The organism is Duganella dendranthematis (genome assembly GCF_012849375.1).
Classification (GTDB): domain Bacteria; phylum Pseudomonadota; class Gammaproteobacteria; order Burkholderiales; family Burkholderiaceae_D; genus Rugamonas; species Rugamonas dendranthematis.
Genome location: NZ_CP051684.1, coordinates 724858 through 737297, shown reverse-complemented (window position 1 = coordinate 737297; position 12440 = coordinate 724858). Strand labels below are relative to the sequence as shown.

The following is a 12440-nucleotide window of genomic DNA, read 5'->3' as shown; positions in this document are numbered from 1 at the left end:
CATCACTCCCGCGCGAGAATGCGTCGCTCGACAAACGATGCAGTCCGGTAGCGATAGATGAACGATGTGGTGGTGTCGGACGAAACGACGTCCAGCGTGCCGCCGTGGGATTTGGCGATTTCGGAGACGATGAACAGGCCCAGGCCCAGGCCTTCGCTCGGGCTTTGGCCTTGGGCCCGCCAAAACGGCTTGAACAATTTCGCCACGACTTCTCTGCTGATCGGGCTGCCCTGGTTCGATACCGCGAGTTCAAAGATGCCGTTGACCTGGCTGGCCCGGACGTGCACGGGTTCCGACTGGCTGCCGTGGACCAGGGCATTTTTCAGCAGGTTGGACAGCAGCTGCCCCATGCGCGCCGCATCGCAGAGCAGCGACAGATCCGCGGGCAGCACGGCGATGATTTGCCGATCCGCATGCGCGGCCCGCAGTTCTTCCACCACCTGCGCCAACGTCAGATGCAGGGCTTTCTCGTGCCGCATATTGAGCGAGATCCCGCCGCCCATACGGCCGCGCGTAAAGTCCAGCACATCGTCGATCAGGCCGGCGATGCGTTCAATACTGCGGCGCATGCGATTCAGCACTGGAACGGCGGCGGGCGTCGCGTGGTGGCGCAGTAATTCGGTACCGTTCAGCAGCGCGCCGAGCGGGGTGCGCAAATCATGCCCCAGGACTGCGATGAATTGCTCGCGCAGCTGCGAGGTTTCCAGCGCGTCGCTCAGCGCCGACTCGGAGGCGTTGATCCTGACTTCATTGACCAGTTGACGCGAAATGAGTTCGGCAAACAGCATCAGCGTGTTTTGAATCGACGCCTTGGTCAGCGCCGCCGGCTTGGGGTCGAGACCGCACAAGGTGCCGAAATACTCGCCATCGGGCCGATACAAAGGAATCGAGAAATAGCTTTGAAAGCCATACATTCGCGGTGTGTGGTGGTCGCGGTATTGGTCGTTCTCCGACACGTGGTCGATGATGACGGCGGCGTTGTTGTCGCGGACTTCCTCGCAAATCGTGGTAGTGACGTCGAGGCTGTCGCCGACGTTCAAGCCAAATTCCAGCTGGTCCAGGACGGCGCACGAGTGCCAGCTATCCTGCGTGACGCGGGCCACGCAGACGAAGCCCAATCCGGTGAGTTCGGCGACCGCCTTGAGAATGGTCGGCACGGAACCGATGCTCTGAATGGAGGCGATATCTGTCTGTAAGCTGGAAGTCATGCGATGAAATGATATCACCCTTTGGCGCAAAGCCATGCCAGTGACTGGCAGTCATAGGATAACAACACGCCTTCTTCCGTGTTGCTTGCCGCTCTAAAGTGACGTCAGAGCAGTTCTGAACCGGGCGCTTCGCCTGACTACACTTTTTTGGAGAATATCATGAGCGTTAAACATGTCTTGTTTGTCCTGACCAACACCCCTGAAATCGGCCCTCAGCATCGTCCTACCGGTTACTTCTTCGCTGAGGTGGCGCATCCTTACGACGTATTTGACCAGGCCGGCATCGCCATCGAATACGCGTCGCCGCTGGGCGGCACGCCGCCGGAAGATGGCTACGACGGCGCCGATCCGGTCCAGGCGGCCTTCCGCGATAGCGCGGCGATCCGCCGCATGGGCCGCAGCCGCAAACTGTCCGAAGTCGATGTGCTCGACTACGACGCCGTGTTCTTCCCAGGCGGGCTGGGACCGATGGTGGACATCGCCGTCGACCCCGAGGTCAAGCGCGTGGTGGCGCGTGCCTGGGAGGCCGGCAAGATCGTCGCCGCCGTCTGCCACGGCCCGGCGGCATTCCTGGGCGTGACGCTGTCCGACGGCACGCGCCTGATTGAAAACCGCAAGCTGACCTCATTCTCCAACGCGGAGGAGGCCGGCTACGCCCAGGCCGACGTGCCGTTCCTGCTGGAAGACGCGCTGCGTGCCGAAGGCGCCGATTATGTGGAAACTGCGGTCTGGCAGCCGAAAGTGGTGATCGACGGCCGCCTGTTCACCGGCCAGAACCCCGCTTCGGCCGGCCCGTTGGCAGAAGCCATCGTTGAAGCAATGAAAGGAGAATGAGCATGAGCGCAACCAACCCAATCACCATTGTGGCCCGCTGGCTGCCGACCGAAGGCGCGTATGAGCAGGTGCGGGCTGTCATAGACGAGCTTCGTCCACTATCGCTGGCGGAGCCGGGCTGTCTCGGCTACGAAGTGTTCGAAAGCGCCGCGCAGCCACGCAGCTTCCTGTTGCTGGAGCATTACCGCGATGCGCAGGCGCTGGAGGACCACAAACAGTCGTCGCATTACCAGGCGCTGGTGGTGGGCCGCGTGCTGGCTTTGCTGGCCGAGCGCAAGGTCGAGGTGCTGCAGGCGCGGAGCTAGCTGTAGGCTCCCGGCCGGCGCTCAAAATCGCCACGATTCCCATCCTCCATTTGGGGGCGCATCAGGATATCGCGCTCCCGATGGAGAACTGGTACGCTCTCAATAAGCTGTTGCCGACTTTGCATCTGGTGACCTTGCCACCTTTGTGGAAACTTGATTATTTACCTGACCTCCCATGCGCAAAATCCTGATCCAGACCACCATTGAACCGGCCATTGAAGACTGGTCGATCCAGCGCTTCTCGCTGATGGTGCAACTGCTGCGCGACCAACGCGACGCCGACGGCGCGCCGCTATTCGAGGTGCTGGCGCGCGACCGCGCCGTCAGTGGCCAGCCCGATCCGGTGCTGGCCGGTCTGGATCTCAGCGATATCGACGTGCTGTGGCTGCTGGCGGTGGATGTGGGCGACGGCCTGCACCCCGAGGAATGCCGGGCCATCGAACGCTTCCGCCAGCGCGGCGGCGGCGTGCTGGTGGCGCGCGATCACATGGACCTGGGCTCGTCGGTGTGCGGCCTGGATGACATCGGCGCCGCCCACCATTTTCACAGCCACAACCCGGAACACGATGCGCGCCGCCGCGTCAACGACGACACCGGCACGCCGGCGATCCAGTGGCCGAATTACCATTCCGGCCGCAACGGTGACTATCAGCCGGTGACCATTTGCGCGCCGCTGCATCCGGTGCTGGCCGATCCTTCCTCGCCGACCGGCGCGATCCGCTGGTTCCCGGCCCATCCGCACGAAGGCGCGGTCAGCGCGCCGCCGGGACAGCACGCGCGCGTCATCGCCCAGGGCCGCAGCATTGTCAGCGGCGAGATGTTCAATCTGGCCGTGGCTTTCGAGGGCGAGGGCGGTCGTGGCCGCGCGCTCGCCGCCAGCACCTTCCACCATTTCGCCGACTACAACTGGGACGCGCAACAGGGCTGCCCCGGCTTCGTCAGCGAGGCGCCGGGCGACGGCATGCACACCCATCCGGCAGCGCTGGCCGACATCCACCGCTACGTGGTGAATGCGGCAAATTGGCTGCTACCCGCTTAATCTGTTGTATCTCACCAACTTTATGCAAGTTTCATGCATGTTGCAGGAAAAGTATGCTAACTTCCCAAGAGAGTTTGGTATCAAGTGTAACAAGATGTTCCCAAAAATAGTGGACTGATAAGAGTCATCCGCTCCAACCCGCTCGGCCGCCTGCCGCATGAACAGACTTTATTTAGTCTTTCAATAGTTTACTAGTGAAAAAACTGGTAAATCGCCGTTAAGAAACTTAAATTCGCCACGATTCTTAAGATTGCCTTAATGCTGCGGTGTTTTTACACTTGCGGCTGACAAGTGACGCATTTTGTCCACGCTGTCATTGGTGAAATCTTTCCCGCGTGTTGTCATGTGACCCGACTTTGATTACCCCTCAAGGTCCCGCCCATGCAGTCTCAAAGACTCACACAACAAATCGGGAATTTAAATGACCAAAGAAACTGTTATCTCGCGCTCGCTGCGCCTGATGTTCTCCGGCACCGTGGCCTTTGGCGCGATCGCCGGCGCCCATGCCCAAACCGCGCCGGAAGCGCCGATCGCCCGCGTGGAAATCACCGGTTCGTCCATCAAACGCGCGCAAGTTGAAGGCGCGCTGCCGGTGCAGACCGTCTCCCGTGAAGACATCGCCAAGACCGGCGCCACCAGCACCGAAGCACTGCTGGCCAGCATCACCGCCAATACCGCCGTCGGCGGCACCGTGAGCGCCCAGGGCGCCGGCGCCTCGACCTACGGTCTGGCTGCCGCCTCGCTGCGCGGCCTCGGCTCGAACAAAACCCTGGTGCTGGTCAACGGCCGCCGCCTGGCCAACTTCGCCACCGACGGTACCTCGGTCGACATCAATTCGATCCCGCTGGCCGCGGTGGACCACGTGGAAATCCTGAAGGACGGCGCCTCCGGAGTGTACGGTTCCGACGCCATCGGCGGTGTGATCAACTTCATCCTGCGCAACAACTACAACGGCGTGGAAGTGACCGGCTACGGCAGCGGCACCAAGGACGGCGGCGGCCGCAACACCAAAGCCTCGATCCTGGCCGGCTTCGGCGACTACGACGAAGACCGCTACAACTTCACCGTGTCGGCTGACGTTGGCAAGGAACAAGCGATCTACGGCAGCCAGCGCGGCTACGCCCGCGAATCGTGGAACAACAACGGCCTGCGTGACGCTTCGGCGACCCCAAGCGGCAACCTGAGCACCTTCAACCCGACCACCACGCCAAACGCCAACGGCGTGATCCCGAATTCGCTGGCCTCGCTGGGCTCCGGCCTGGGCAACCCGCTGAATGGCGGCGATTGCACCACCAACGGCAGCCAGTTCGACGCCAACACCGGTTCGTGCCGCTTCAACTCGGCCGGCGCCGTGCCGCTGTTCCCGGACGTGACCCGCGCCAACGTCTCGGCCAACTTCCGCTTCAAGCTGAACGAGCAGAATGAATTCTTCATCGAAGGCTTCCACTCGGAACAGAAAACCACTACCAACGAACAGTCGTCGCCGTACAGCGCCTCGTTCCTGTCGACCGACAACGCATTCGCCACCGCCAATGTGTACCCGGCCATCATTCTGTCGCCAAGCAGCCCGTACTATCCAGCATCCTACCTGGCCGCCAACTACCCAACGGTCAATGGCCAGCCGGTGACCGTCAGCTACCGCGCGTTTGACGGCGGCGGTCGTTCGCACGACGACCACGCCAAGATGAGCCATCTGGTGATGGGCTTCCGCGGCACCGTCAAGGGTTACGACTACGATGTGGCCTACACCCACAACTCCAGCAATGTCAGCGAAGACACCATCTCCGGCTACCAGTCGCAGCTGGCGCTGGTCAAACTGCTGAGCAACAACAACGCCTTCAACCCGTTCGCAGCGACCCAGTCGCCAGCGCTGGCCCAGCAGATCTACGCCACCAACTACGTTGGCAACATGATCAACTCGACCCTGAGCAATGACTCGCTGAACGCGCGCATCTCGGGCGACCTGTACCAGCTGCCGGCCGGTATGGCCAAGTTCGCAGTGGGCGCGTCGATGACCGACGAGAAGCTGGACCTGAACCCGTCGGCGGCGTACCAGTCGGGCGACATCTCGGGCTACGGCGGCCAGACGCTGCCGCTGTCGGCATCGCGTAACTCGTCGGCGATCTTCGCCGAGCTGAACGCACCGATCCTGAAAAACCTGGAAGCCGATCTGGCCGTGCGTACCGACCGCTATCCAAACGCGACCGCGACCAATCCGAAGGTCAGCTTCCGCTACCAGCCGCTGCAACAAGTGCTGGTGCGCGCTTCCTACGGCCGCGGCTTCCGCGAAGCGGCGCTGCCTGAGCTGAACAACCCGCAAACCCTGGGCACCAGCGCCAGCTTCACCGATCCGAAGACCAATACCTTCGGTCAGTTCAACGTGCTGGCCGGTGGCAATCCAAACCTGAAACCAGAGAAATCGGAACAGACTTCGGTCGGCTTCGTGATTGATCCGGTGCCAGGCGCTTCGATCGCCATCGACTACTGGAAAATCAACGTCAACAACCTGGTGACGTCGCTGACTCCTGAGTTCATCGTCGACCACGAAGATGTTCCTGCCTACGGCGCGCTGGTGCAGCGTGACTCGGCCGGCAACATCACCCAGATCACCAGCACCAACCTGAACGCTGGCGGCCTGAAAACCGCCGGTATCGATCTGGATGCCCGCTGGACCATCGCCAAGACTGCCAACTACGGCACCTTCGCCACCCGCCTGAACGGCACCTACGTCACCAAGTACGACATGACCCTGCCGGACGGTACCGTGCAGCAGAGCGTGGCGCGCACCGTTGATGAAACCGGCTCGCCGCTGAACGCGGTCGGCAACGGCGGCATCATCCTGCGCTGGAAGCATCAGCTGGCGTTTGACTGGAAATACCAGAACTGGGGCGTCAACCTGACCCAGAACTTCCAGTCGGGCTACCACGACGCAACCCGCGCGGATGAAGACCTGGAAAAATCGGTGACGCCAGTACGTGTTGGCGCGTTCTCGACCTGGGATTCGCAAGTGTCGTACACCGGCGTGAAAAACCTGACCGTACGTGTTGGCGTGAAGAACCTGTTCAACCGTCAGCCACCTGAGATCATCGGCCTGGGTAACTACTTCCAGGCTGGCTACGATCCAACCTACTACGATGCACACGGCGCCACTGGCTACGTGTCGGCTAGCTACAAGTTCTAAGCTGTAGCAGTCTGTAGAATCGGAAGCCCTCGGCAGCAATGCTGGGGGCTTTTTTCATTGGGCCAGCAGATAGTCGATCAGCACGCGCACCCGCATCGGCACGCGGCGCCCGGCTGCGTAGACGATGTTGAGCGGCAGCCGCTCCGGCTGTAAGGCCGGCAGCAGCACGCTGACCTGGCCGCTGCGGATCTCGTCTTCCAGTAGCCAGCGCGGCGCCTGCGCCACGCCCAGGCCGCACAGCACGGCGGCGCGCACGTGTTCGGCATCGCCGGTCAAGAGCGAGCCGCGCGGCATGTAGGACACGGCCTGCTGGCCCCTGTGGAAGCGCCATGGGTAACGCTCGCGCCCGCGCGCGAAGACGATGCAGGTGTGATGATCGAGGTCGGACAGATTCGACGGCGTGCCATGCGCCGCCAGATACGCCGGGCTGGCGGCCAGCACAAAATCCGTCTCCGACCATTGTTGCGCAGTGAGTGAGGAGTCCAGCAGGCGGCCATGGCGGATGGCGATGTCGATCCCTTCCGCCACCAGATCGACCGGCCGTTCGGATACCGATATTTCCACCGACACCTGCGGATAGCGGCGGAAGAATTCGGCCAGCAACGGCGTCACGCACAGCCGCCCGTGGCCGGGTGCGGTACTGACCCTGACCAGGCCGTGAGGCGATTGCTGGCGGTCTCCCACGGACGATTCCACCGCGTCAAAGTCATCGATCAGCTGCTTGGCCGATTCATAGAAGGCCTGGCCGGCATCGGTGATGACGACATTGCGCGAATTGCGCAGCACCAGCTGCGCGCCCAGATGCCGCTCCAGTGCGGCGATCTGCTTGCTGACCGCCGGCTGCCCAATGCCTTCCTCGCGGCCGACGGCGGAAAAACTGCCGCATTCCACCAGCCGCACAAACAGGCGCATGGCATCCAGACGATCCATCTTTTCTGCTCCAATCAATTCCAAAGTGGAATCGATGGTATGTCGCCGGCCGGCGTTTCGTCAATCGATCAGGTTTCCTATGATGCTGTCTGGATCATTCAACGGAGTGCAGCAATGAAAGCGATTTGTGTCACCGTCAACCGCGAGCTTGAAGTGCGCGACCTTCCGGCCCCGCAGCAACCGGCGGCCGGCCATGTGCTGGTGGCGATGGAAGCCTCTGCCATCAACCATGGCGACAAGGCCTTCCTGAAAATGCCAGCAGCGGCCGGCCCGCAGATTCCGGCGTCGCGCCACGACGTGTGGGGTGCGTCTGGCGCGGGCAGGGTGGTCGCACTGGGCGACGGCGTGCCAGCCGAATACGCCGGCAAGCAGGTGGCGATCTACCGCTCGCTGACGCGCAGCCCTGATAGCGTCGGCTTGTGGTGCGAGACAGCAGTTATTCCTTACACCAGTTGCCTGATCTTGCCGGAGCAGGTGAACGCCAGGGACTACTGCGGCTCGCTGGTCAACGTCATCACCGCCTACGCATTTCTTGAGGAAGTCGCCGAAGCCGGACATCAGGGCGTGATCGTCACGGCAGGCAATTCGGCTACCGGCCATGCCATGGCGGCGCTGGCGCGTGCCCGGCAAATGCCGGCAATTTTTCTGGTGCGCAGCGAGGCCGCTGCCGAAACACTGCGCGCGCTGGGCGTCGAGCACGTCATCGTCACCAGCGAAGGTTATGCCGGGCAACTGGCCTTGCTGGCTGCGGCGCTGCGGGCGACGGCGGTGTTCGACGGCGTCGGCGGCGAGTTGATGGGCCAGATCGCACCGGCCCTGCCGGCGAATAGCACCATCTATTGCTACGGCTTCCTGGGCGGCGCGGCGCCTGCCGCCATCCACACCACGCTGTTGATGATGAAGAATCTTACGATCCGCCGTTTCAGCAATTTTGAAAGCGCCACCGTCAAGCAGCCGGCGCGGCTGGTGGCGGCGCTGAAGGCACTGGAGCCGCTGATTGCCGATCCGATGTTCGCCACCTGGCAGGGACAGCAATTCAGCTACCAGCAGATCGACGCGGCCATGGCCTATGCCTCGCCCGACGGCCGCAAAGCGATCCTGACGGCTCAGGAGGGCAGCGCCGTGCCGCAATCTTTGCAGTAGCGTGCTTCCGGCTCATGGCCGGTGCTGTGGCAGTTGGGGCAGACGCGCATCGAGAGCAGCCGCTGGCCGCGCTGGTGGGTGATCTCGGAGCTGATGATACCGGTCGGCACGGCCAGGATGCCCCAGCCCAGCAGCATCATGAATGAGGCGATGGTGCGGCCGATGTCGGTCTTGGGCACCAGGTCGCCAAAGCCGACCGTGGTCATGGTCGAGATGGCCCAGTAGACGGCGGTGGGGATGCTGGTGTAGCCGTTTTCCGGACCTTCGACCACGTACATCACGCTCCCCAGCAAGAACACGACCAGAAATACCACCGACAAAAACACGAAGATCTTGCGGCGGCTGGCTAGCAGCGCGTCGCCCAGCATGCTGTATTCCTGGATGTACAAGGTCAGCTTGAGGATGCGGAAAATGCGCAGCAGCCGCAGAATGCGCACGCCCGACACGACGTGCGCGGCCGGCACAAACAGCGAGATGTAGGCGGGCAGGATGGACATCAGGTCGATCACGCCGAAAAAGCTGCGCGCGTACAGCACCGGCCGCTGCACGCACAGGCAGCGCGCGGCATATTCGATGGTGAACAGCGCGGTGAAGAACCATTCGCCGGCATGCAGCCAGTCGCCATATTTGTCGGCGATCGGCTTGACGCTGGTGAGCACCACCACCAGCACACTGAGCAGGATGGCGCCGATCAGCGCCAGGTCGAAAGCGCGGCCTTTCGGCGTGTCGGATTCGAAGATGATGGCGTACAGCGCGGCACGCCAGCCGCCGGCCGGCTTGCCGAGGCGCTGGTGGGGATCGGAGGTGAGGACGGTGGCGGAGTCTTGGGTGGTCATGGTGTTTCTATCTTACCGGCAAACGCCATGGCGGCGCGTCCATATCGAAAGGGCATGGATTCTGCCATTTTCCGCATGCCTGCGCGCTCTGCCTTTGGGCTAGCATACGCGCATGAAAAACATCCTGATCGCATTCATGATGGCTGCTGCCATCACCGCCCACGCCGAACCATTCGTCAAAGGCGCCGATGTCGGCTGGCTGCCGCAGATGGAAGCCACCGGCTACAAATTCTACAACCGCCAGGGCAAGCAGGAAGACCTGTTGCAGATACTCAAGGAGGACGGCATCAACACCATCCGCCTGCGGACCTGGGTCAACCCGTCCAGCGACCGCGCCAGCGGCCACAACAGCAAGGACGAAACCGTCGCCATGGCGGTGCGCGCGCAGAAGATGGGCATGCGCGTGATGATCAATTTCCACTACAGCGACAGCTGGGCCGATCCGCAGCAGCAGCGCAAGCCGGCCGCGTGGATCGGTCACGATTTCCCGCAACTGCTGAAGGATGTCTATGGTTACACGCATGAGGTGATGAGCGCGCTGAAGCAGGCCGGTGTCACGCCCGAGTGGGTACAGGTGGGCAATGAAACGCCGACCGGCATGATCTATCCGGAAGGTCACACCGACAACTGGCCGCAACTGGCGCAGCTGATCAACCAGGGCTATGACGCCATCAAGGCCGTCAGCCCCACGTCCAAGGTGGTGCTGCATCTGGATCGCGGCAACGACAGCCAGCGCTTCCGCACTTGGTTCGACAACGCCAGGGCCAACGGCGCCAAGTATGACGTGATCGGCATGTCTTATTACCCGTACTGGCTGGACGGCCGGCCCGACTACACCGCCTCGATCAACGACCTGGCCGCCAACATGAACGACATGGCGGCGCGCTACGGCAAGGAAGTGATGGTGGTGGAAGTCGGCGGCGAAGACACGCAGCCGCAAAATACCTACGACATGCTGGTGGCCGTGCAGCGCAAGGTGAAAGCGGTGCCTGACCACAAGGGCCTGGGCGTGATCTACTGGGAACCGCAAGGCGCGCGCAGCTGGAGCCACTACGAGCTGAGCGCATGGGGCGCCGACGGCCGACCAACCAAGGCGATGGAAGCCTTCCGCGCCGACTAACCACGGCCGCTTACCAGCGCCACGCGTTCGGCGCCGACGGCATTGATGGCGAAGCTGTTGCGGCCGGCGGTCTTGACGCCGTACAAGGCCTGGTCGGCGGCGCGCATCAGTTCCTCCACATCGACGCCGGCGCTGTGGGTGACGGCGATGCCGATGCTGGCCTGTACCACGCGCTGCACGCTGCCCAGCGCAAACGGCGCGTGCATGGCTTCCAGGATGCGCTTGCCCAGCACGTCCATCTCGGCGGGGCACGACAGCTGCTCGAACACGATGACGAATTCATCGCCGGCCAGCCGCGCCACGGTGTCGCTGGCGCGCACGGCCGCCGACAGCCGGCGTGCAAATTCCACCAACACCTGATCGCCGGCGGCGTGGCCCAGCGTGTCGTTGATGTCCTTGAAGTGGTCGACGTCCAGGATGGCCAAGGCCACCGGCTGGCCGGAGCGGGCCGCGCGCGCCAGGGCTTGCGGCAGAAAGGCGTCGAACATGCGGCGGTTGTTGAGGCCGGTCAGGACGTCGGTGGTGGCCAGGTGGTGCAGTTCCTGCTCCGCCTGCTCGCGGCGCTGCGACAGACCATAGAAGGCGCGGCTCAGGTCGCCGAACTCGTCGCGCCGCGCGACATCGAACACGACGATATCGGCGCGGCCGGCACTGATGTTTTCCACATGTTCATGCAGCTTGGTCAACGGACGCAGCAGCTTCTTGGTGATGGCCCAGCCGAACAGGCCGGCGCAAGCGGTCAGGACGGCCGCACCCAGCAGCGCCCGCAGCCGCACGCTTTGCATCGAGGCAAACGCGCTGCGCAGCGGGTAGGAGAGGGCGATGGTCCAGTCCACTTCGCGCAGGTGCCTGTGCACCAGCAGCACCGGCACGCCGTCGTCGAGCAGGCCGTCTTCCCAGCCTTCCGGCGTGCGCAGCGCGGCGTCCAGCAGGGTGCCGGGGGCGTCGTCGGCCTTTTCCAGGATGCGCGCCTTGTCCGGATGGTGCACGGTGACGCCGTCGCCGGCGACGATGAACAGGTAGCCATCGGCGCCCGAGCGCAGCGCATCCAGCTGGGCCGAGAACGATGGCCGTAGCAGGTCGATGGCGCCTAGCACGATGCCGATCAGCTTGCCATCGGCATCGCGCAACGGTTGGGTAATCACCACCACCGGCTGGCCAGACAGTGCGCTTTTGATCGGCGGCGAGATCACGCCTTCCTGCAGGCGCAGCGTGTCCTGGAAATATTTGCGTTCGGCGATATTGATGCGCCTGGCGTTGCGGTCGCGCAGGCTGGCGACCAGGTTGCCCGACAGGTCGAAAGCGTTGACGTTGAAAAAAGTGTCGCGCAGCGTTTCGTGCGCCTCCAGCATGGTCTGCAGCTCGGCCAGCGGCAGGCCGCGGTCGTTGATCTCCTCGCCCAGCGCTTTCAGCAACTGGCGCTTGTTTTGCAGGTCGTTGTCGATGAAGGCTGCGGCGCCGGTCAGCAGCGACAGTTCCTGGCGGGCGAGGATCTGGCGCAGTTCGGATTCGGCAATCAACAGCGAAATGCCGCCGGCGCCGATGCCGGCGAACAGCAGCAGCGCAATGATCAGCGCGCTGATCTTGAACTTAAAGCTGAGGAAGAAGCTGAAAAGCGGCCGCATCGGGGCTCCTGACCTGCACCGCGCAATAGGGAGCCCAGTATAGCCCCGTCGCCTGAAAGGCCGCGTTCGGATGGCTTTCGAAAATTTCGATAATAGAGCGGTAACTTTTCCGCTTTCTGATTGTGAATGGCTGCCGCATAATTCATTCCATCAGCAAGGCACACAGCAAAACGCAGCGCTAAACACCATATCGAAATTTTTGAATTTTAGGAGAATACA

General features: G+C 62.7%; 10 protein-coding genes. 6 read left to right on the top strand and 4 right to left on the bottom strand.

What is annotated here, in order from left to right; all coding sequences use genetic code 11:
• Positions 1-2: 2 nt before the first annotated feature.
• The gene (locus HH213_RS03465; RefSeq protein WP_169110799.1) at positions 3-1208 is read right to left on the bottom strand and encodes a GAF domain-containing sensor histidine kinase; all 1206 of its coding nucleotides are present in this window, start codon (positions 1206-1208) and stop codon (positions 3-5) included.
• Positions 1209-1367: 159 nt separating this feature from the next.
• Between HH213_RS03465 and HH213_RS03460 the strand changes: the two genes are divergently transcribed.
• The 4 genes from HH213_RS03460 (at position 1368) to HH213_RS03445 (ending at position 6567) form a co-directional block, all read left to right on the top strand.
• Entirely contained in the window at positions 1368-2042 is a 675-nt protein-coding gene (locus tag HH213_RS03460; RefSeq protein ID WP_161056571.1) for a type 1 glutamine amidotransferase domain-containing protein, read from the top strand.
• Positions 2043-2044: 2 nt separating this feature from the next.
• On the top strand, positions 2045-2347 hold the full coding sequence (locus tag HH213_RS03455) for a putative quinol monooxygenase (protein ID WP_169110797.1): 303 nt from the start codon (positions 2045-2047) through the stop codon (positions 2345-2347).
• A 175-nt stretch (positions 2348-2522) separates the two neighbouring features.
• Complete coding sequence (locus HH213_RS03450; RefSeq protein WP_169110795.1) at positions 2523-3386, top strand: hypothetical protein; 864 nt, start codon at positions 2523-2525, stop codon at positions 3384-3386.
• Between the two features lie 421 nt (positions 3387-3807).
• Positions 3808-6567, top strand: a complete 2760-nt coding sequence (locus tag HH213_RS03445; protein WP_169110793.1) for a TonB-dependent receptor — start codon at positions 3808-3810, stop codon at positions 6565-6567.
• Positions 6568-6621: 54 nt separating this feature from the next.
• On the opposite strand, the gene HH213_RS03440 is transcribed toward HH213_RS03445, so the two are convergent.
• Positions 6622-7497, bottom strand: coding sequence for a LysR family transcriptional regulator (locus tag HH213_RS03440; protein WP_169110791.1), 876 nt, complete (start codon positions 7495-7497; stop codon positions 6622-6624).
• Positions 7498-7611: 114 nt separating this feature from the next.
• Between HH213_RS03440 and HH213_RS03435 the strand changes: the two genes are divergently transcribed.
• A complete protein-coding gene (locus tag HH213_RS03435; RefSeq protein ID WP_169110789.1) occupies positions 7612-8640 on the top strand; it encodes a zinc-binding dehydrogenase in 1029 nt (342 codons plus the stop codon).
• Here HH213_RS03435 and HH213_RS03430 read toward each other — a convergent pair.
• Complete coding sequence (locus HH213_RS03430) at positions 8604-9476, bottom strand: ion transporter (protein WP_169110786.1); 873 nt, start codon at positions 9474-9476, stop codon at positions 8604-8606. The genes HH213_RS03435 and HH213_RS03430 overlap by 37 nt on opposite strands.
• Positions 9477-9588: 112 nt before the next feature.
• Here HH213_RS03430 and HH213_RS03425 point away from each other — a divergent pair, with 112 nt between their 5' ends.
• The gene (locus HH213_RS03425) at positions 9589-10596 is read left to right on the top strand and encodes a glycoside hydrolase family 53 protein (RefSeq protein WP_169110784.1); all 1008 of its coding nucleotides are present in this window, start codon (positions 9589-9591) and stop codon (positions 10594-10596) included.
• Here the strand turns inward: HH213_RS03425 and HH213_RS03420 are convergent.
• The gene (locus HH213_RS03420; RefSeq protein WP_169110782.1) at positions 10593-12221 is read right to left on the bottom strand and encodes a diguanylate cyclase domain-containing protein; all 1629 of its coding nucleotides are present in this window, start codon (positions 12219-12221) and stop codon (positions 10593-10595) included. The two genes, HH213_RS03425 and HH213_RS03420, sit on opposite strands and share 4 nt — an antisense overlap.
• Between the last annotated feature and the right edge of the window lie 219 nt (positions 12222-12440).